Raw genomic sequence first — 20,897 nt, forward strand, 5'->3', positions numbered from 1 at the left:
AGCTCAATAACCTGTCCTACAATCATTCTTATTGTTACCTGTCAGCTTCTGCTGCTTCTTTTAGTCATTCAACAGGTCAAATATTCTACCTCTAGGAAAGCTTCAAATAAAGCAGATAAAACTGAAACCTACGAAATTTTTGTAGGTTTTATAAATAATTTATAGATTTATTAAAACAGTTAATAGCCCATCAAAAAAGGACCCGCGGGTCCTTTCTAAATTCTCATCTTGTCTCTATTCTTTTTCGCCAAGCTTCAGCCAGAGTTTTGCAAGTTCAAGGTTGTCCTCAAAGGTCTGAGCTCCGCCTGTAAAGCCAGATTTGTGGATAAAGGTCATATTCTTAAGTCCGGTTGCCTTATCCAGCTCGGTATCGTTAAGTCCTCTCCACTCTGCAGGAGCTGACAGTCTGTTTTTAAAGCGCTGAGCCTTTGACTGAGGCAGAGACTGTACTCTCCATCTCTGGTTTCTGTCTGGGTATACCGCAATCAGGCAGTCTTTAAAAATCTCAGGATTGTTTAATACTGCACTGGTCCAAGGCAGTCTCTCATGCATAATCAGGATCTCTCCGCCAGCGTAGGCTTCAATAACCTTGGCAACTCCGCTTTCAGTGTGTAAAGCATTGATTGATGCATTAAGCAGTATGGTTTTGAGCATTTTGACTGTCTGGTTAAAAGACTTGTCCTGCTCTGCGCCAACCTTGTTAGGCAGATTCATCATTGCAACAATGAAAGGAATATCAGCTGTGGCCTGATAAAGCTCATTTAATCTGTTGACGATAGTTCTTTCGCTATCGGTCTTAGGTTCTGTTATCTGATCAACATAGCCTGTCAGCTGACCATTATCATTCAAGTCAATCATGGTCATGATATCTTCGTCGATTCTGATAAAGGCACTGTCGATAACTTTGGCTGAAGGTCGGAAATCAAGCTCCTTCTGTGCTACCTTTTTGAGGTATTCATGTCCGAACTTATTCCACATCAGTCCTGCGGTGGCATATTTGACACCGTTGTCTCGACACAGTTTAAAGTCCTTGGAGTGGTGGTCAAAGTGTTTATCATCATTGATATTAGATACATCAATAATAATGTCTGCTTTTTCTAGCTCGGCAGGATCACGTGATCTGATGATTGAGGAAGTATCAAAAAGATATGTAAGAATGGCACATGCAGTGGTTTCGTCTGCATGGAAGGTTCCGTCATGGGTAGCTATTATCATTTCAACTCCTTAGCTGCGAAAAATTCTATCACAAAAAAGGATGACAAATCGCCAAAAATTGCTATTATGGGCGCACTGTTCACTATTTAAATCTAATTATGTTAAAAGATAGCAAAGTTTATTTGGCTCCCCTTGAGGGACTTGCAGACGGACCTATGCGTCAGGTGCTCTGTGCTCACGGCGGTTATGATCTGTGTTTCTCTGAATTTATCCGTGTTACTGATCTGTGCGTTTCTGAAAAGACTCTGATCCGTGAGATTCCTGAGTTTTTAAATGACTGCAAGACTCCAGACGGTACTGATCTGCGTGTACAGTTTTTAGGAGATAATCCTAAAACTCTGGCTTTATCTGCCGTTAAAGCTCATAAACTTGGTGCAAAATCCATTGATATCAATTTTGGCTGTCCTTCAAGATTTGTTCATCACTCAGGAGCCATGCTGTTAAAAGAGCCGGAGCTGATGCACGAGATTATGTGTGCGGTCCGTGAGGAGCTGCCTCCTGAATGTGAGCTGTCTGCCAAGGTTAGACTAGGTTTTGCAGACAAGTCAGAGGCTCCAGAGGTGATTAAAGCTGTTGCTGTAGATGGCGTTAAGGAAATTACTGTTCACTGCAGAACCAGAAAGGATTTATATAAGGAAGATGCTTTAGACTGGCCTTCTTTACGTAATCTTCATGAGCTGGCTCCTAATGCAACTCTGATTGCCAACGGAAATATCAATTCTCTTGAAGATGCCATAAAGTGCAAGGAAATTACTCTGTGTAATGACTTTATGTGCGGCAGAGGAGCCTTTGCTATTCCTAACCTTGGTCATGTGATTAAGGAAGGGGCACAGCCATTCTCAATTGTTGATATTCTTAAAACTGATGTTGAGGTTATCGAGGTCTTTGCCAAGTCTAGACCTACCGAAAAGATGGTTATGGACAGGGCCAAGCAGTTTTTGGGTTATGCAAGAGTTCACAGAAGAGAATTAAATCCATTTTTTAAGGTTTTCTGCAAGTGCGTAACTATAAACGATGGACTAAAATTATTACATGACGAGATTAATCGTGAGGAGCAAAATTCTAATGATAATTAAATCTAAACTCGTTTTGTTTTCAGCCCTCCTTTTAGGCTGTGCCGCCTATGCTGATACTCAGATGGCCTATTTTCCTCCTGTTCCTGAATCTTGGGATGTTAAGGTTGAAGGAACTTCTATTGAGTATTCATCACCTGTGAACAAGAAAACCCAGCCTCAGCCTAAAACCAAGGTGCGTTTTCAGTACACCAAGACTACTCAGGACAAGGATGCAACTACTCTGGCAGAGGAGTATGCAAAAAACAATCAGTGCGGAACTCCTAGGGAGCAGGGTAAGTCTTTCTATACAATTTCATGTCCGAATATAGCCAGAAATGCCGTTATCGTCGGAGAACCTAACAATATGTACTTCATTGAACTGTCCGGTGAGGTGACTGCAGAGGCGAAGAATCTTATCAATACTTATGTAACTTCAATTGTTAACGGCAAGAGAACCTTTGAGGATCGAGAGATTGGCGAGAAGATGTCTCGTTAATTGAATCAGAATTTGTCATTCCTTAAAATCATTTCAAGAGAGTAAAAAGGCAGAAGGCGTATTGATGCTCTTCTGCCTTATTTTTCCTTAAATTTACTGATTATTCTTTATCAGAAGCTTCTTCCTTTTTTGGAAATACAAAGCTTGCAAGAATGCCGACAGTCAGTGCTGATGCAATCACTATCAGAGATGTGTAAACGTCGATATCGAAGCCTACACCGAAAAGATGCAGAGATGCAGCTGCAAACAGCTTGAAGGCAACAAAGAACAGCAGGAAGATAACTGCTTTTTCAAGATGAACCAGAGCGTTTCTTAAGGCATCCAGAATAAAGAACATTGAACGCAGTCCAAGCATTGCAAAGATCATACATGAGTAGACGATGAACGGATCTTTTGAAACAGCAATAACTGCAGGCACTGAATCAAATGCGAACATGACATCAGAAGTCTCGACAATTGCAAGACATAGGAATAAAGGAGTAGCGTAGAACAGTCCTTTTCTTTTTAGAACGATGTCTTTGTTCTCTTCTTTTTTCAGTTCCTCTTCAACATGCTCTTTTGAGATAAAGAAATTGTGTCCGTACAGTTTTGGATACAGAGGTAAAAACATCTTTACAAATCTGAAGGCTGGGTGAGCTGAGAAATCAGAGGTATCGGTGTTTTCCTTTTTCTTCAGCATCAGAATTGCAGAAAGAGCAACCATGATTGCAAAGATGATTTCCACATATGGTCCCAGAGCAAACAGGCTTGTGCCGATCAGTACGAAAATCAGTCGGAAGACAACTGCTCCGATAACACCCCAGTACAGTACACGGTGGGTATATCCTGATTTGATTCCAAACCATGAGAATATAGCCATGATAGCGAACAGGTTATCAACAGATAGTGCCATTTCAAATGCATAACCTGCAAAATACAGAGATGCAGCTTCAGCTGAGAAATGGAAGTACAGGAAGAGTCCGAAGGAAACACCTATAAAGATCCAGAATAAAGTCCAGAATGCGGCAGCCTTAATTGAGATTGGTTTGTCAGCTCTGTGGGCAAAAAGATCAATAACAAGGCCCGAAATAGCTAAAAGAGTAAAGATGATTAGAGTTTCAAGTTCAAGTCCAATATGAACAGTATTTTGCATATTTTTATGTTTTTTCCTAAAAAAAAAATGGTATGTGTTTTCTTTCACATACCATTATCTTTGTTTGCTTTTTTAAATCAAGTTTATTTTACAAAATTATAGTTCTGTAAAGGATTGCCTGAGATGTATCTTGATGTTGCATCTGCAAGAGGTGATGCATCAAAGCAGCTGGTTGTACCTAAATGGCAGGTTGGACCGTCAGGTCTTGCAAGCACCAGCAGGGTATCCTTGTCACAGTCGCAGGTGATTGATCTCATGTGCAGGAAGTTTCCTGATTCCTCACCTTTTGTCCATAGTTTCTGTCTTGCTCTTGAGAAGAAGGTTACATAATGGGTATCAATGGTCTTCTGGATCGATTCCTTGTTCATGTAGCCCATCATTAAAACCTGACCGGTCTGGCAGTCCTGAACAATAGCAGGGATCAGACCATCATTCTTTTCAAAATCCAAATCGTCAATACTTTCAAAACCATGGAAATATCTAATCACGGATACAAACTCCTTTTCCTTTTAAATAATCCTTAAGCTCAGGAATATGAATGGTTCCCTTATGGAATACAGACGCAGCCAGTGCTCCATCTGTGTTGGCAACTTCAAAGGCCTCGTAGAAGTGTTCCATAGTTCCAGCTCCGCCTGATGCGATAAGTGGAACGCTGCAGATTTCACGAACCTTTTTCAGTTGCTCTAAATCATAACCATTGCGCATACCGTCCTGATTCATCATATTCAGAACAATCTCACCGGCACCTCGTTTCTGAACCTCTTTAACCCATTCAAGAGTAGTCCAGGTGGTAGTGGTGGTTTTGCTGACATCGCCGGTATACTGTTTTACCTGATAGTTGTTAAGCTCTTTATTATAGTATGTATCGATTCCTACTACTACACACTGAACACCGAATTTATCAGCAAGACGGGTAATTAGAGTAGGATCGGCAAGAGCTGGAGAGTTAATGGAAATCTTATCAGCTCCATACTGCAGAATAGTTCTGGCATCCTCAACTGATTTGATTCCACCTGCAACAGCAAAAGGAATATTGATAACCTCAGCGACCTTGGCTACCCAGGATTTATCAACGCGACGGTTGTCTGAGGAAGCGGTAATATCATAGAAAACCAGCTCATCGGCACCTTCATCAGCGTATCTTTTGGCAAGGTCGATGATTGAGCCCATAACCTCATGATTTCTGAACTGAACGCCCTTGACTACTACTCCGTCACGAACATCCAGGCAGGGAATTATGCGTTTTGCCAGCATTTGATTGCCTCCTCGACTGAGAATTTACCCTCTAATAGAGAACGGCCCAGAACTACAGATTTAGCTCCTGCTCTGGCAACATTTCTGATATCTTCAAGTGAGGAGATACCGCCTGAGGCAATGATATCCAGATCTGGATATTTTGCATATAAGGATGCGTACAGTGAATTGTTTGCGCCTTTCATCATGCCGTCTTTGCTGATGTCAGTTACAAGCACATGCCTGATATGATAAGGCAGATAGTGACGCAGAATCTGATCCAAAGTGGTATCAGAAGTCTTCAGCCAGCCATGGGTTGCAACATAAGGTACATTGTCTGTAAGTCTGACATCTAATGCCAGTGTAAAATGTTCTGCGCCAAACAGCTTCAGCCAGCCTCTGACCAGATGAGGCTGCTTAACAGCAACTGAGCCAACAACAACTCGTTCAACTCCCAGATCCAGAAGATTTCTGATATCAAACTCTGATCTGATACCGCCTCCTGTCTGAATTGGAACAGGGGAAGCCTTAACAATCTTGCTGATCAGAGCTCTCTGTCTTAAAACAGGATCTTTGGCTCCATCCAGATCAACGATATGAATCAGCTCTGCTCCCTGATTGGCAGCATCATAAATTCTCTTGATAGGATCTACATCAAACACAGTCTTCTGAGCAAAATCACCTTGCTTAAGACGAACGACGTGACCGCCTGATAAATCAAGTGCAGGGATAATCAATTTTTTGCTCCTAGAAATTCTTAATAAAGTTTGTCAGTAACTGTTCACCTGCTGCAGATGACTTTTCTGGATGGAACTGAACCCCCATAAAGTTATCCTTTGCAATTGCAGATGAGAATTCTGTTCCATAGGTGGTTTTACCTATAGTGTAATCACCTGTCTGCATAGCAAATGAATGGTCAAAATAGAAATAGGCATCCTGTTTTATATCAGAAAACAGAGGATGAGCAGTGTGATTTACTGTATTCCAGCCCATATGCGGCAGACGCAGTCCATCGCACTTAAGCTTTACAACACGAGATTTTACAATATCAAGACAGTCAATAACGCTATCCTGACCTAATGGAACTTCCTCTGAATCTGTAGCCTGAATCTGCATCCCAAGACAGATACCTAAAAGAGGCTTTTTAGTTTCAAGAATGAAGTCTCTAAGCTTATATTTATTGATACCGTCCATTACTGCAGCAGCAGTACCTACACCAGGCAGAACCAGTCTGTCTGCATTCTGAAGCTCTGAGATTTCAGATGAAACTATGGCTTCATATCCGATTCTTTTAAATGCCTGTACAACAGAATTTAAATTGGCAGATCCTGTGTCAATGATTGAAATCTTCATGATTAAAGCTTTCCTTTTGAAGATGGCAGTTCATTTCCTGATCTTGCAAGTGCAACTCTCAGCGCTCTTCCGAAGGCCTTGAACAGGGCTTCGATCTGGTGGTGAGCATTACCTTCGCTTACGTACATATGCAGGCTTAGGCCCATAGCAACAGCAAGTGCGTGGAAGAAATGAGGCACCATCTGTGCAGACATCTGACCAACCTTATCACGGGTAAATTCAGCACAGAAATCAAACTTAACGTGAGGACGACCAGAAATGTCCAGTGCAACAGTGATATTGTCATCATCAAGACTGTCTGCAAATACCTTGGCATATACTTCATCCATAGGCAGCACAAAGCCGAATCTTCCGATTCCTCTCTTGTCGCCTAATGCCTTCAGTAAGGCTTCACCTAAGGCAATACCTGTATCCTCAATGGTATGATGATCGTCCACCTCAAGATCACCTTCAACCTTGGCATCAATACTGATTCCGCCATGGGTAGCAATCTGATCGAGCATATGATCAAAGAAGCCGATACCTGTATCAAAGTGAGAACGACCGCTATGATCTAAGTCCACAGTGATTTTAATCTTGGTTTCACGGGTATTTCTTTCAACCGTGGCAACTCGTGGCAGGGAACATAGCTCGTCTGCAATTCGATCCCAGCTCATTTTTTCAGGATCGTACTGTATAGGAGTGATTCCCATGTTCTGTCCCATCTTTACATCGGTTTCTCTGTCGCCGATGAAATAGGATTTTGTTCTATCCCATGAGGTATCTTTAAGATAGGCCATTACCAGTCCCAGTTCTGGCTTTCTGCAGCTGCAGTGATCCTCTGGCTTGTGAGGACAGATAAGCACCTGTTCGAAATCAATACCCTGACTTTCCAGGGTATTTAGAATAAGTTCATGGGCAGGAGTGAAGGTATTAAGAGGGAAGGACTCTGTTCCAAGTCCATCCTGATTCGACACCATGACAAAGGTATAGCCTGCAGCCTGAAGCTTTAGCAGGGCAGGAATCACATTTCTTTCAAACTTAACCTTTGATAGGGCATCAACCTGATAATCCTCAGGCTCTGTTACTAATGTTCCGTCTCTGTCGATGAATAGGTATTTCTTCACGCTAAATCTCCACGCTCTTCAGATAGCGCATCAGCTCCTCAAGCTCAGCATCTGAGCCGATGGTGATGCGAACGCAGTTCTTAAGACCTGGTTTTGTTTCAAAGGAACGCAGAATAACACCCTTCTGAACCATGGCGTCGAAGACCTTAGGACCATCCTTGAATTCAACCAGAATGAAATTACCTACAGAATCAAAAGTCTTTACAACAAATGGCAGAGTTTCCAAAGCCTCTTTTAGCTTTGCTCTTCTTTCATTGCACTTTACGACTCTGTCGCGGGTCATTTCGATACCGTGATCTGACAGGGCCTGAACTGCAATCTGAGCAACAGGATCAGCAATTGGGTAAGGATCGATTACCTTAAGCATTGCTTTGATAATATTTTCATTTGCTACTGCAAAACCACAGCGGATTCCAGCCAGGGCAAATGCCTTTGAAAGAGTTCTGGTAACAATCAGATTCTCGTAATCCTTTACCATTGAGGTGTAATCGTCAGCCTCTGAGGCAAACTCAATATAAGCCTCGTCCATAACGATTAGAGTATCTGGAAGAGCCTTTAAAAGCTTTTCAAGTTCAGATTTCTCAAAGATATTGCCTAATGGGTTTGCTGGAGAGTCAATAAAAACAGCCTTGATTTTAAAAGAGCTGCTGTTGACTGCATCAATCAGTGCCTGTGCCTTTAGGGAGAAATCAGCTTCTCTTTTGGCAGTTGCAACCAGCACATTATTGGTATTTGCAGCAACCTCATACATGCCATAGGTTGGAGGCGCAATCAGAATTCCTTCAGAGCCTGATTCACAGAATGTTCTGATGATAAGGCCGATAACCTCGTCTGAACCACGGGCAGCAAGTACCATTGACTTGTGAACGCCTGCATAGTCTGCGTATCTTTCGATCAGATCTTCTGGCTGACAGTCAGGATATCTGTTGAGAGTTGATGAATTTAAGAAATATCCCTCTGACTTAGGAGATTCATTGGCATTGAGGAAATTATGACCATGACCACCAATACGACGAGCTGATAAATAAGGGACAAGCTTCTGTACGTGTTTGGTTATTAGTTTTTCAAAGTTCATATTATTATCCTCAGTTAAATGTCTTTTACTCTCACAACCACTGCATTTCTGTGGGCATCCAGCCCCTCAGCTGAAGCCATGGAGGTGACAGTCTTAGCAATTTCTTTCAGGCCTTCACGTGATGCTCTCTGAATGGTATAGCGACGTCTGTAGTCATCTGTTCCAAGAGCACTGAAGGTCTTTGCATAACCATAGGTTGGAAGAGTATGGTTTGTGCCTGATGCATAGTCGCCTAATGACTCTGGTGTATAGGCTCCAACAAAGATTGAGCCTGCATTTCTCAGTTTACCGATGAGCATGTCAGGATCATCAATCTGCAGAATCAGATGCTCAGGGGCATATCTGTTGGATAATTCTGCAGCCTCATCCAGAGAGTCAACTACAAGGGCGGTACTCTTTGATAGAGCCTTTAGAGCTATTTCCTTACGAGGAAGAGCTTCAAGCTGTTCATCAACCTTCTGCATAACCTTCTGAGCAAAATCCTTGCTTAATGCAATCAGAATTACCTGTGAGTCAGGACCATGCTCTGCCTGAGAGAGCAGATCGGCTGCAATGTATTCTGGATTAGCGCTGTCTGAGGCAATAACCAGAACCTCTGAAGGACCTGCAGGCATATCAATTGAGGCGCCCTGAGCGTCGTTAGATACTATTCTCTTGGCCATGGTTACAAACTGATTACCTGGTCCGAAGATCTTCAGCACCTTTGGAACACTCTGTGTGCCATAAGCCATAGCTGCAATTGCCTGTGCACCGCCAAGATTGAAGATCCTTTTTACTCCAGCCTTTGATGCGGCATAAATGATGGCATCAGAGATAGGAGGTGGTGAGCACAGAATTACTTCAGGGCACTGTGCAATTTTGGCAGGAACAGCAAGCATCAGTGCTGTAGAAACCAATGGAGCGGAACCACCTGGAACATAAAGTCCAACTGAATCAATTGGGTGGGTATGAGTCTCACATACAATTCCAGGGAAGGTTTCAAGCTTTATATGATGAGGCTTCTGCTCAGAGTGGAATTTAGCAATATTCTCATAGGCTGTATCAATTGCATTTTTAAGGTCAGCATCAACCCTTTCACATGCAGCGCTGATTTCCTCTGCTGTCCACTCAATATTCTCACCCTCGAACTTATCCAGGGTCTTTGAATACTCAAAAAGGGCGGTATCGCCCTCTTTGCGGATTCTGGAAATAATTGATGTAACAATCTCTCTGATCTTGTCAGATGAGGCCTGAGCCGGTCTCATCAGAGCATTTTCCTGCTCTTTTGCGCTCAGGTCTTTCCAAATCTTTACTTCCATTTCTATCCCTTATTAGCCAAGCATCTTCTCAATTGGAACAACCAGAATTGAGGTTGCACCCAGAGCCTTCAACTGCTCTAGAGTTTCCCAGAATACCTTTTCTCTGGAAACTGCGTGCAGTGCTACTCTATCTGTGCTTCCTTCAAGTTCGATAATGGAAGGATTCTCTGCACCAGGAAGAATTGCTCTAATCTGCTCAAGTTTTGCCTTAGGAGCATTCATCATGATGTATCTGCTTTCAACTGCAGACATAACACCCTTGAAACGCTCTATGATAGTGTCGGCAATAGCCTGCTTTTCAGGGAATAAAGGTTGATCTCTTCCGATCAGTACAGCCTTTGATGTGTAAATTGTCTCAACTTCCTTAAGACCGTTTGACTGAAGAGTTGCACCTGTACATACAAGATCACAGATTGCATCAGCCAGACCTGCACGAGGGGCAACCTCAACAGAGCCAGTCAGAAGAACAGATCTGAAGTTAACACCGGCATTCTTCATAACACGACGAAGCAGGTGAGGGTAGGTGGTTGCAATCTTTTTGCCTTCTAAATCAGAAAGACCGTGCCATTCCTCTTCAGTTGGAACAGCTACTGACAGTCTGCAGTCACCGAAATTGAGCTTCAGAACTTCGTTGAAGCCTGTATACATTCCGTCTAATTCACGCTGCATGGTGGTTTCTTCAAGAACATTCTGTCCTACAATACCCCAGTCAACAACATGATCCATTACAAGTCCAGGAATGTCGTCATCACGTACTCGCAGAATGTCTATAGGCAGATTTTCAGCATGTGCAAGCAGATGATCTCGGTTAGAGGAAATCTTAATTCCACTGTCTTTGAATAACTTTAAGGTTTCATCAGTTAGTCGCCCGGATTTCTGAATTGCAATACGCAGGCGCTTCTTTTCGCTGCCATTATTTTCGCAACATGCTTTGCAAGTACTCATATATATCTCTTTAAAATTAAATGAAAAACAATAAGAAAAAGTGAATTAAATCACTTAGAACTCTAATAGTGTAACATAATTAAAAATAAAGCAAATATATTGAAAAACAACAAGAGTCGAGATCCAAAACTGATCAGTTTTGGATCTGATTTAAAGATAATGTTTTGAATCGGGGAGTTTTTATCTTAGGTTTTCTTCAACAATCCTATCTAGGGTTCCATCATCCTTCCATTTTTTTATTAGATTGTCGATGAATGGAGAAAGATCTGATCCCTTTGGGGTGACAATTCCGTAGGCCTGAGGAGCAAACTCATCCTTTAATATTTTTTTGTTGACGTCCAGATGCGGTAAAAGAATAATCCTGTCGTTACAGAAGCCCTGAACATCATTTTCTTCCATCGCCTCCATTACAGCCTCATTGGTGTCGTAGGAAACGAAGCTTATCTTATTGTTCCATGAGTCTGCACTGAAAGTCTTTTCATCAAATTCTTCCTTTGCAATAATTCCTTTTGAAACCATGTACTTAACCAGTTCCAGTGCGGCAGTTGCGTTTTGAATTACACCAATTTTCTTTCCAACCAGATCTTTTACGGAATCTATGTTTGTATTTTTGTTTACCAGCACTGAGATGTTGGTTATAAAGTATGGAGATGAAAGATCGTATTTCTGTTTTCTTTCTTCTGTAATGGTATATGTACCGATCATGCAGTCTGCATAATCGATTTCCAGCATATTATCTCGATTGGTTGGGGTTGTTGTGATAAAGGTTACGCTAACCTTATCTCCTATTTCTTTTGCAATCATTCGAGCGAGAGTAGGTTCAAGTCCGATATAGTCACCGGTTTTACTATCCTGCATGGAAAGTATTTCTAGATCATTGTTTACAGAAACTCTTAGCTCTTCATTTGTTTTAATTCTCTGCAGCCTGCTTTCCTCAGAATAGGATGCAAAGCTTAGAGATAGAGCAAGAACACCAGCTGAAAGTATTACTGATAATTTATTTAACTGCATTTTTTAGATCCACCAAATACACAACTTCTGACTTTAAGTTTATTTGTATAAAAATCAACCGTAAAATATATTTGACAAGCACTGTGACGCAAGCCAAAAGAATTTGTTTAATTTTCGTTAAGTTGGTTGTTTTTTGAGCAGTATAAAGACAGGAAAGTCGTCTTTTGTAAGACGACTCGAATGTTTTTGTGTAAGGAAATTTTCTCTCTGTATTACTTGTAAAAATCGGAATGACTTTTATTTCTCTTTCTTACAAAGATAGACAGGAATAGTAATAGTGCTACCAGAGTGGATACTGAGAAAATTATCAGGATCCAGAATGGCATACTCTGTCCTAAAAATTCCCAGTTAAGTTTGTCTGAACATATACCCACAGCCTTAAACATAAATGGGGCAATTTCATCTAATGGAAGAAAATCTGGAAATTCTGTTTTGAGCTTACAGGTTGAACCGAAAATAGAAGATGAATTGTAAGCCTGATAATGTTCAAAGGTTACAATTAAACCTCCGATTGAGGAGGCCAGGAATGCTACTGCACAGAGGAATCTTACAACCAGAAAATTAGCTGCTATAGCTCCAACGAAACCAGCGACAATAAAACCTAGAAAATAGGCTCTTTCATATACGCAGTTTACGCAAGGATCCAGATGGAGATTATATTGAAAATATAAACCACAACCTTCAAAAGCAATGCCTGCCACTAATAATAGAAACCAAAAGAATCTAGAGGAACAGATCAGCTTAATTATCTGGAACACATTAACTCCTAAATCGTGTGGAAAAATTCCTACACGCAAATAATATCACTTTCTTCTACTTATAGATTAGAAGATCATTTTTTTATTACAAATTAAAGAGTTGTAAATTTCAACGAAAACTTGATACAGCTTACAAATTTTGGGTAAAAAAATCCCGCATTTACTATTTATATGCGGGATTTACGGTAATTATTTGCCTAAAATTAGCTCAACTGTAGGCATATGCAGTATTCCGTTTGAAACGAACCACTCTGATGCGATTGGCATTAGGAACCAGGTGGTTACTAAACCAACTACAGTCAATACGATGGTATATGGTAGAGCCATGTACATCATCTTAAAGTAAGGCAACTTAATTAAAGCTGCGATTGGAGAGGTTAAAAGGAACAGGAATGCAGCCTGACCGTTTGGAGTAGCAACTGATGGCAGGTTGGTACCGGCGTTGATTGCAATTGCCAGCTCGTCAAAGTGCTCTGGAGTAATAACTCCGTCAATTAGGGCGTCTCTTACCTGTTCAATATAAATAGTTGCAACGAATACGTTGTCAGATACTGAAGAGATAATTCCGTTTGCCATATAGAAAATAGGAATATGGAACTCTCTTGGAGTGGAGAATACCCAGTCAATAATTGGAGTGAATAGGCCCTGCTCTGCAATAACTGTTACAACTGTGAAGAATACACATAATAAGGCGCAGAATGGCATTGATTCTGTAAATGCCTTTCCGATAGGACCTTCAGAGGTTACACCGCATAAAGAGGTAGCAAGTACAATAACACTTAAACCAATCAGACCTACAGATGCTAAGTGGAAGCCTAGCGCAAAGATCAGCCAAACTACACATAAGCCCTGAACAACCAGGTTGATCTTATCTCGCTTGGTCAGTTCTCTGGTCTGATCCTCATCGCGCTTAACCATGATCTCATAGATAGGCTGTGGCATTACATGTCCATAACCGAATAATTTGAATTTCTCAAGTAATACACAGGTTAAAAGACCGCAGGCTAAAACCGGTAGAGAAATTGAACACATACGGAAGGCATAATCCATAAAGCTCCATTTGCAGACGCTACCGATAATCAGGTTCTGAGGCTCACCAACCAGAGTACAAACACCACCTAGGGTTGTACCAACTGCAGCATGCATTAAAAGACTTCTTAAGAATGCTCTGAATTCTGTCAGGTTCTGCTTATGTTCCTCTGGAACAATATCATCATTAGTGCTTATTAGAGCCAGTGCATTGTCGTTGGTAATGGTCTTCATATAAAGCTGATACAGACCAACACAGGTTGAGATGATAATTGCAAGAACTGTCAGAGCATCAGCGAATGCTGATAAAAAGGCACTCATGAAACAGAACATGAATGCCAGCTTGATATTTGATCTTACCTTCACCAGAAGTTTTGTGAAGAAGAATAAAAGGAAGTCACGGACGAAGTGAATACCTGCTACCATGAACATCAGAAGCATGATTACTTCAAGGTTGGCTTCAATCTCATGGGTAACATTATGAACATCACACATGCCGATAAAACAGGCTTCAATAACCAGAAGACCGCCAGCTTCAAGTGGATAGCAGTCAAGTGCCATTGCAAGAGTGAAAATGAATTCAAGTACTAAGAGCCAACCTGCAACAAACATTGAATAATGGGCAACGATTGGATTTAATACCAGAAAAGCTATTATTACGTTTTTATACCAGGCAGGTGCATTACCTAAAAAGTTAAGCACTCCGGCCTTAGCATAGCTTATTGAAGTGTTCATACAGCCTCATGTTTTTTCTAAATGTGTATTTCATTGATGTTGTAATCTTTGTGTTTTGTAAAAAAAAATAACATTATTAAGAGAATTCTTTAAATGCTAGATTTTTTAAGAATCAACTTAAAAGATTATCAAAAAGATTATATTACGAAAGCGTTGATTTTTTAATAGCTTAAAAGGGCATTTGTCATGCATTTTGAAAATTAATTTAATTTTCTTGAGGCTGCGTTTTGTTGAGCTGTCAGGTTGCACTCATAAAATGCAGATTAGACTGGAAAAAGAGAATATAAATACACCGCAGATTTGCTGCGATGTATATGAATGTTTGTCAGACTTGAGCCTTCTGTGAATCTTTACTGTTGACAGATCTTAGTGAAAGTAAATTCAGTACATAGAAGAGAATGTACAGAACATAGATTCTTACAAAAAGATAAAGGTAGACAGGATCAAACGCACCTTCTTTTTTAAGGATCACTGACTCAAGATACATAATCTTGTAGTGAGCGAAACTGTTCTCTATGATCATTGCCAGAACATAGAAGAGAACAAAAATCAGGATATAGAGATGCAGATTTTTGGCAACGGCTACCAGTGTAAGCTTTATGCTTAAAAGGTTACTCTTATTATCTGCTTTTAACTCGCATATACAAGAGTATGTTGCAATAAGAACAACGAGTGCAAAAACAATAACAGCACTTATTCCAAAAAGTGTGGACATATTTCTTGCATACTCGATCTGTTCCGGAGTAGCAATCTGAAGTACCTGATTGTTTAAAGCCTTTTCCTTATAGATCTGAAGATACTGTTCAGCCTTGTAGGAAACGCATTTGTACACTGCATAAAGAATAGCGAAATACACAATCTGTGTATATACAAAGACTTTCAGACAGAAGATTTCTACAAAGCTTTTCTTATCAACAATATTCTGTTTTGAAAATTCAGTGTAGTAAAGATTTGCTGCAAGGTTAGGAAAGACAACGGCTAAAGGCAGCAGTAGAATTCCAATTAAAGGATGCATTACTGCTTTGAGTACTGCGGAAAAAATGCCGCCCACAGCGACAGCATGTGGGCGGATGTATTCGATATTTTCTGTCATATTAGATGAATGCAGAAGATATGATAATCAGCATTACCTGAGGAGATAGAATTCTCAGGAACATTACAAATGGATATACGGTTGCGTAACCAATTGATGAAGCTTCAGCATCCTTGTACATACCATTTGCATAAGCAAGTGCTGGAGGATCAGTATAGGAACCTGCTAATACACCGCATAGAACTAGATAGTTAATCTTGAATACCTTGGCACCGATGAATCCAACAATCAGCAGAGGAATGATGGAAATCAGAGTTGCCCAAGCCATCCAGTGAAGACCTAGACCATTGGTTAAGGTCTCCCAGAATCCATTTGCACCAGCTCTGATTCCAACGATTGTCAGGAACAGAGTAATACCGATTTCCTTGAATGCAGACAGAGCTGAAACAGGAAGTCTCCAGTGCATTACGTTCTTGGTCCACATGTCACCAAATCTTGCAAGCATAATTGCGCATACCAGAGTACCACCGATTACACCTAACTTCATAGGAGCTGGAACACCTGGAATTGGAATTGGTACAGAACCTAAAAGCATACCCAGGAACAGACCGATGAAGATTGGCATCATTGGAACGTGGTTCATGGTGGTTGATGAGTTACCTACAACCTTACCAGCCTTACGGATGTTCTCCATTGTACCAACAACGTTGATTTCGTCGCCTAAGGCAAGACGTAAATCAGGAGTTGGCATGAACTGAATTCCAGATCTGAATACACGAGAAATTACAAGACCGAACTGGTTCTCAAGATCAAGTTCTGCAAGGGTTCTTCCCATTACATGGTTGTTGGTGATAATCAGATGACGAACAGAAATTGTTGAACCGTGAGTGGTTAGAACGTCCTTGGTCTCAGTACCGATTGCCTGAGATGCCTTCTGAACATACTTGGCACCGCCAACTAAGTGAACAATATCGCCCTTCTTAAGAATCAGATCTTTTGTAGGAACTGAAAGCTCACCGTCTCTCTTGATACGGGAGCAGATTACGGTACCGTCAGCAACACATGGAATATCATTGATTGTCTTGCCAAAGTAATCTGAGTTTTCAATTTCTACGTTTGAAACGATTGGAGTATCAACACCACGACCTTTGCTTTCTGCGTAAGCGCTTCCTTCACCTTCAATGCTGATGTGGAAAACTGCTCTTAAAAGAATCATGGTGATAAGAATTGAGCAAACACCAAAAGGATATGCAACAGCATATGCCTGAGGAACAGTCTTGGTGTCAAAGCCTAAAGCAATTGCATCTCTTCCTGAAGCCTGAATCTGAGCTGAAAGATCACTAACCATGGCAATAGCTGCTGACAGAGCTGGAGTATTGGTGATACCACCTGAATACATACCAACCATAGCATCTGGAGTTACGATGCCGCAGTAGAACATTGTTAATGAAATAATGCAACCTAAAACAATGATTGAAACTGCAAGAGTAATAAGCTTCAGACCATTACCTCTTAAGGCGGCAAAGAAGCTTGGACCAACCTGAATACCGATTGCGTAAACGAATAACATCAATCCGAATTCCTGAAGGAAGTGAAGAATGGTTTCTTCTGAGGTTGCAGCACCGGTTGCTGAAATTAAATCAAAGCCAAAATAAGCGTGTGCCATGTGTCCGACAAAAATACCAGAGAACAGCACGCCACCGATTCCGACACCGACACCTTTATATTTAAGCTGGCCGAGGCCAATACCTAAAACAGCGCCGACTGAAACGTAAATAATTAACAGGGCAAGAGATGACATTTATAAATCCTAATTGGATAAACTGACATACTTCACTTTGCTTGAAAGTGAAGCTTCTTGTTTAACGGATCTTTACGATCCTGTTCTATACAAGCTAACCCCGTGTGTCCCACGGTTTTAGTTTGCCTTAAACTAAGATAACCTTTCGTAATCCCAATGTTTCGCTTTTAACTTCAGAGAAATATAAGAAAAACATTTAAATTCCGAGAGGTAAAATAAATTTGACAAATATATTAGCCAAATAAATTCCGCGTGTATTGTATCACAGTAGATTTGAGAATTTTTAACCAATTCACATTTTTTCTAAAATGTATTTTTTTTGATCTTTTTTGTGATCACATGACTAGAGAAGATCTGTGGATATGTAGATGCAGTTTTCCTCTGGAGCGTAGTCCAGCAAAGGCTCGTCGAAGTTTTCATAGCTCCAGTCGTTGATTTCCTCAATAGCTGCATCTGAGGACATGAATTTCAGACTCATGCATAGGCCTTTGAACTCATTGATATCAATAACATCGGTCTCAAGACTCTTGATAGCTTCAATAAGTTTTCTGGCATTGTCTGATGAATAATTAATCTTATTATCATCTGTATCAGAAATTTCAGTTTGAATATCTTCTGAAATGTTCTGGCTCTCAGCATCCAGGGTACCCTCGTCTATACGGATCTGAGTTATAACATCCTGAATCTGCGCACTTTCCTTGAGTTTAGAATCGATCAGAGAGGAATCCAGATTTTTGGTATCAAAGGAATTAGCCTTAAAGAAACTGTGCTCTGAACTTCTATACAGGGAGGATGATATTCCTTTTTGAGTTTTTTGTCTGTCTTCTGTTGACAGCTCGCTGTTTTCCTTAACTGCCTTAACCGAGGATTTTACATTCATCAGAGTAAAAATCAGACCGAATTTCTCTGTCAGATAGTTCTTTAAAGGAGAGGTCCTGATTTCGTCAAGAACAATTCTCTTAAGGTAGCTTATGCACAGCTTAAAGTTAGGATTGTTTTTCTGCTCGGCATACAGATTACTGTAGTAGTTCTTTTCAAATGGTCTGGTTCCATGCATCAGCAGTCTTAGGGTATTGAAAAACTTGATGGCATAGACATTCTGCTTTGGAGTCAGTTCCATGTATCTTGATAATCTTACTTCAACTGTATTTACCGGTACTACATAATTGAAGATGATAAATGCCATCTGTGCTGCACAGAGTTTATCCAGAAACTCGTCTGTCATTTCCTCTGCCGGCAGAGATGTTGTAATAATCTTGTGCTGCTTTAGTTTTGCTCTGGCTTCCTTTGGTAGAGACATATCAATAGGAACAACCATAAGACCGAGCTTTGGGAGATGATCTTCAATGCATTCTGTTGCCAGGAAGGAATATTCAATTTTAAAGATGTCACACAGCTGAGAATATTTATTGAAGATAACCTCATTGAGATTTCTCTTGATGGTCTGAGCCTCAAGTCTACCTAGTTCTCCTGTGATAAGTTTTGCCAGAGTATGATCTGACTGTGGTTTAACTGTTGAGAGGTATTTGATGATATTGTCGGCTGCTGAAAATTCCTCTCTGATTCCATCTAGGCAGGAATTTCCATTTTGATCGTTAAATTCTGTAATGATATTTATGGAGTTATCTCCACAGATAGGAGCAATTAGATTTGCAAAGATCGGATGATGTATCAGTGTCTGAAGATTCTTATGGGCATGAGAGCTCATCTGTCTTAAGGCTTCATCAAAAATTAGATAATTGTTGAACTCTTCCCTGTGCTCACTGTAATGGGCAACAGTAGAGCTTAGCTCTCCAACATTAAGATCTTTAAACAGGCTGTTTAGAAAATTCTCTGATATGAATGTTCTTATTTTTCCTGCAATAACTTTTACAAAATAGTCGGTTGTTCCTTTTAGATCATGCAGCCACTTGTATTTAGACTGATCATTGTCTGTTGCAAGATGATATATGTAAAGCTCGAAGATTTCTCTGTTTTTGGCGTATATATCAGAAATATCATCCTTTCCCTGTGAACTTAGCAATGAGAATAGGGAAAGCTTTGTCAGCTCGGGATAATAGAACATTCCGATAAGAACAGAGCTTTTATCTTTAATTTTGTCAAAAGATTTTTCTGGTGCTTCAAAGAATGCAAAGTAAAGGGTTCTTAAAAAGAGAAGTTCTACTAGCTGGGTATTCTGGTATTCAGCATTTAGCTTCTCAATGGCCTCTTCAAGATCTTTTCTGTCGTATGAAACAAACAGGGGATTTAAAATCAGTCTGATAAAGAAATTAAACAGCAGAATCTGAATACTTGTTTTATCGGTAGAATTTGTTCTGCTGCTTTTGGTACTGATTTCCTCATTACCTTTTATATAGGAGAGAAATTCCTCAAAGTTCTCACATTTGTTTGGCTCAAGTATTTTTTCCTGAGTGTAGTAAATGTTAGGAAAGACAATAGATGTCTGCTTATCATCAGTTGTGTAGACGAAATTTGCTTCTCTATGTTCAGGCAGATCTATTTTTTGAAGTCTTATGATATCGTTTTGTGGAATCAGTTTTTCAATGTGAGGAGTTACATGAGAACCAATAAAGTTATAAAGATTCTTAACAAGTTCGTTTTTAAGAACAGGTGAACCCTCTGCTATTAATCTGCAAAGCTCTTCCTTGTTGTTTTCATGCGCAGCAAAGGAATTTATATAGTTGTAGCAGTTGTTCTTTAGGTCAAGGAACATTCTTTCCACAAAACCGGTGGAAATTTCCTCTCTAACAAATTCAGAGTTTAACCTCTTTAACTGCTTAATCTGTAAGTCATTTTTTTCTGGTTTGTCCGCTACAAGCTGCCTGTACGCATTTTCAAGATCATTAATAAAAGGATAATCGAGATTAAATGGTTCTTTGTAGTTTGATGATGCAGAGATTGCTGCCAGATACTGACTAACCTTCAGCTGATTGTCCTTATCAAGTGGTTTAAAGCAGAAAGCAGGATTCTTGTAATCACAATGGCGGTTTCTGTATTCGCTTGAGTAGGTGTAGCAGGTTCTGATATAGGCAAGACCTTCCTTTGGCAGCTCCATCTTGCTTATGATGTTGTTCAGGGCTACTCTCTGATGGGGATCAAGCTTGGCGGAGCTGACTACAAAAAGTCCTTCAAAAACTCTCAGCATGATGTTGTAGTTTGAAAGCTTAACATTCATCATGTTGATATGTTTTAAGTCCTTTACTGTTGGAGTTTTCTTGGCTGCCACCAGTGCTTTTACCGCAGCACAGTCTTCATCATTATTGAGATCTGGTTTGGTGGTGATAAAAATCTTGTCGTAGAAGGACAGGTCAACCGGAACAGAACAAGGAACCAGCTTTAGATTTATCTTCTCAAGATAGGAGTTGATATCTATATATATCTGTTGTGCTGACTTATCAAATTCTGTATGGTCATACTCAAGATTTAAAGTGCTGCAGAGCTCTGAGAGAGACATACAGATAAAACGGTGAGATGAAGCCTCTGTATACAGGTCTCTTATTGTGTCTAAGAGATCTGAAGGAAGATCACCAATTCTCTGTTTATAGTATGCAGCATCTTTTTTCATGAAAATGAAATCGTCCCTTTATCTTTTTAAATCAAAGAGGTTAACTTGTTCTAGTTT

At 40.3% G+C, this 20,897-nt stretch carries 18 protein-coding genes; 2 read left to right on the forward strand and 16 right to left on the reverse strand.

Translation table 11 applies throughout. The annotated features are described in order from the left end of the window. Positions 1-234 precede the first annotated feature (234 nt). Complete coding sequence (locus BM308_RS00905) at positions 235-1,215, reverse strand: MYG1 family protein (protein WP_074942430.1); 981 nt, start codon at positions 1,213-1,215, stop codon at positions 235-237. Positions 1,216-1,337: 122 nt separating this feature from the next. Here BM308_RS00905 and BM308_RS00910 point away from each other — a divergent pair, with 122 nt between their 5' ends. Both BM308_RS00910 and BM308_RS00915 read left to right on the forward strand, forming a co-directional pair. Next, the gene (locus BM308_RS00910; protein WP_177214393.1) at positions 1,338-2,291 is read left to right on the forward strand and encodes a tRNA-dihydrouridine synthase family protein; all 954 of its coding nucleotides are present in this window, start codon (positions 1,338-1,340) and stop codon (positions 2,289-2,291) included. Continuing rightward, positions 2,281-2,766, forward strand: a complete 486-nt coding sequence (locus tag BM308_RS00915) for a hypothetical protein (RefSeq protein WP_074942432.1) — start codon at positions 2,281-2,283, stop codon at positions 2,764-2,766. The genes BM308_RS00910 and BM308_RS00915 overlap by 11 nt, the downstream gene beginning before the upstream one ends. A gap of 100 nt (positions 2,767-2,866) precedes the next feature. Here BM308_RS00915 and BM308_RS00920 read toward each other — a convergent pair whose 3' ends face one another. The 15 genes from BM308_RS00920 to BM308_RS00990 form a co-directional block, all read right to left on the reverse strand. Next, positions 2,867-3,898, reverse strand: coding sequence for a TerC/Alx family metal homeostasis membrane protein (locus tag BM308_RS00920; RefSeq protein ID WP_074942433.1), 1,032 nt, complete (start codon positions 3,896-3,898; stop codon positions 2,867-2,869). A gap of 83 nt (positions 3,899-3,981) precedes the next feature. After that, positions 3,982-4,386 carry a phosphoribosyl-AMP cyclohydrolase gene (gene hisI, locus BM308_RS00925; protein ID WP_074942434.1) on the reverse strand — a complete coding sequence of 135 codons (405 nt, stop codon included), beginning with the start codon at positions 4,384-4,386 and terminating at the stop codon, positions 3,982-3,984. Beyond that, positions 4,379-5,152, reverse strand: coding sequence for an imidazole glycerol phosphate synthase subunit HisF (hisF, locus tag BM308_RS00930; RefSeq protein ID WP_074942435.1), 774 nt, complete (start codon positions 5,150-5,152; stop codon positions 4,379-4,381). Before hisF ends, hisI begins: the two co-directional genes overlap by 8 nt. Next, the gene (locus BM308_RS00935) at positions 5,134-5,868 is read right to left on the reverse strand and encodes a 1-(5-phosphoribosyl)-5-[(5-phosphoribosylamino)methylideneamino]imidazole-4-carboxamide isomerase (RefSeq protein WP_074942436.1); all 735 of its coding nucleotides are present in this window, start codon (positions 5,866-5,868) and stop codon (positions 5,134-5,136) included. Before BM308_RS00935 ends, hisF begins: the two co-directional genes overlap by 19 nt. A gap of 10 nt (positions 5,869-5,878) precedes the next feature. Continuing rightward, a complete protein-coding gene (gene hisH, locus BM308_RS00940) occupies positions 5,879-6,484 on the reverse strand; it encodes an imidazole glycerol phosphate synthase subunit HisH (RefSeq protein WP_074942437.1) in 606 nt (201 codons plus the stop codon). A 2-nt stretch (positions 6,485-6,486) separates the two neighbouring features. Beyond that, on the reverse strand, positions 6,487-7,590 hold the full coding sequence (gene hisB / locus BM308_RS00945) for a bifunctional histidinol-phosphatase/imidazoleglycerol-phosphate dehydratase HisB (protein ID WP_074942438.1): 1,104 nt from the start codon (positions 7,588-7,590) through the stop codon (positions 6,487-6,489). A 1-nt stretch (position 7,591) separates the two neighbouring features. Further along, positions 7,592-8,665 (reverse strand): histidinol-phosphate transaminase, encoded by a 1,074-nt coding sequence (gene hisC, locus BM308_RS00950; protein ID WP_074942439.1) that lies wholly within the window; start codon positions 8,663-8,665, stop codon positions 7,592-7,594. A gap of 14 nt (positions 8,666-8,679) precedes the next feature. After that, positions 8,680-9,963: a histidinol dehydrogenase gene (hisD, locus tag BM308_RS00955; RefSeq protein WP_074942440.1), complete on the reverse strand. Its 1,284-nt coding sequence runs from the start codon at positions 9,961-9,963 to the stop codon at positions 8,680-8,682. Between the two features lie 12 nt (positions 9,964-9,975). Continuing rightward, positions 9,976-10,908, reverse strand: a complete 933-nt coding sequence (gene hisG, locus BM308_RS00960) for an ATP phosphoribosyltransferase (RefSeq protein ID WP_074942441.1) — start codon at positions 10,906-10,908, stop codon at positions 9,976-9,978. A gap of 180 nt (positions 10,909-11,088) precedes the next feature. After that, positions 11,089-11,919: a transporter substrate-binding domain-containing protein gene (locus tag BM308_RS00965; RefSeq protein WP_074942442.1), complete on the reverse strand. Its 831-nt coding sequence runs from the start codon at positions 11,917-11,919 to the stop codon at positions 11,089-11,091. A 212-nt stretch (positions 11,920-12,131) separates the two neighbouring features. Next, positions 12,132-12,677 (reverse strand): disulfide bond formation protein B, encoded by a 546-nt coding sequence (locus BM308_RS00970; protein ID WP_074942443.1) that lies wholly within the window; start codon positions 12,675-12,677, stop codon positions 12,132-12,134. A gap of 189 nt (positions 12,678-12,866) precedes the next feature. Continuing rightward, the gene (gene nhaB / locus BM308_RS00975) at positions 12,867-14,441 is read right to left on the reverse strand and encodes a sodium/proton antiporter NhaB (protein ID WP_143098542.1); all 1,575 of its coding nucleotides are present in this window, start codon (positions 14,439-14,441) and stop codon (positions 12,867-12,869) included. A 325-nt stretch (positions 14,442-14,766) separates the two neighbouring features. Further along, a complete protein-coding gene (locus BM308_RS00980; RefSeq protein WP_074942444.1) occupies positions 14,767-15,534 on the reverse strand; it encodes a hypothetical protein in 768 nt (255 codons plus the stop codon). 1 nt (position 15,535) lies between these two features. Then, positions 15,536-17,275 (reverse strand): putative transporter, encoded by a 1,740-nt coding sequence (locus tag BM308_RS00985; RefSeq protein WP_074942445.1) that lies wholly within the window; start codon positions 17,273-17,275, stop codon positions 15,536-15,538. 343 nt (positions 17,276-17,618) lie between these two features. After that, complete coding sequence (locus BM308_RS00990; RefSeq protein ID WP_074942446.1) at positions 17,619-20,840, reverse strand: tellurite resistance TerB C-terminal domain-containing protein; 3,222 nt, start codon at positions 20,838-20,840, stop codon at positions 17,619-17,621. Between the last annotated feature and the right edge of the window lie 57 nt (positions 20,841-20,897).

The organism is Succinivibrio dextrinosolvens (assembly GCF_900116345.1).
In the GTDB taxonomy this organism is placed as follows: domain Bacteria; phylum Pseudomonadota; class Gammaproteobacteria; order Enterobacterales; family Succinivibrionaceae; genus Succinivibrio; species Succinivibrio dextrinosolvens_B.

Excerpts from the sequence above, each read along its gene's own strand:
- BM308_RS00905 (WP_074942430.1), bottom strand. The coding sequence starts at position 1,215 with ATGATAATAGCTACCCATGACGGAACCTTCCATGCAGACGAAACCACT.
- BM308_RS00915 (WP_074942432.1), top strand. The coding sequence starts at position 2,281 with ATGATAATTAAATCTAAACTCGTTTTGTTTTCAGCCCTCCTTTTAGGC.
- BM308_RS00920 (WP_074942433.1), bottom strand. The coding sequence starts at position 3,898 with ATGCAAAATACTGTTCATATTGGACTTGAACTTGAAACTCTAATCATC.
- hisF (WP_074942435.1), bottom strand. The coding sequence starts at position 5,152 with ATGCTGGCAAAACGCATAATTCCCTGCCTGGATGTTCGTGACGGAGTA.
- hisH (WP_074942437.1), bottom strand. The coding sequence starts at position 6,484 with ATGAAGATTTCAATCATTGACACAGGATCTGCCAATTTAAATTCTGTT.
- hisC (WP_074942439.1), bottom strand. The coding sequence starts at position 8,665 with ATGAACTTTGAAAAACTAATAACCAAACACGTACAGAAGCTTGTCCCT.
- hisD (WP_074942440.1), bottom strand. The coding sequence starts at position 9,963 with ATGGAAGTAAAGATTTGGAAAGACCTGAGCGCAAAAGAGCAGGAAAAT.
- hisG (WP_074942441.1), bottom strand. The coding sequence starts at position 10,908 with ATGAGTACTTGCAAAGCATGTTGCGAAAATAATGGCAGCGAAAAGAAG.
- BM308_RS00965 (WP_074942442.1), bottom strand. The coding sequence starts at position 11,919 with ATGCAGTTAAATAAATTATCAGTAATACTTTCAGCTGGTGTTCTTGCT.
- nhaB (WP_143098542.1), bottom strand. The coding sequence starts at position 14,441 with ATGAACACTTCAATAAGCTATGCTAAGGCCGGAGTGCTTAACTTTTTA.
- BM308_RS00980 (WP_074942444.1), bottom strand. The coding sequence starts at position 15,534 with ATGACAGAAAATATCGAATACATCCGCCCACATGCTGTCGCTGTGGGC.
- BM308_RS00985 (WP_074942445.1), bottom strand. The coding sequence starts at position 17,275 with ATGTCATCTCTTGCCCTGTTAATTATTTACGTTTCAGTCGGCGCTGTT.
- BM308_RS00990 (WP_074942446.1), bottom strand. The coding sequence starts at position 20,840 with ATGAAAAAAGATGCTGCATACTATAAACAGAGAATTGGTGATCTTCCT.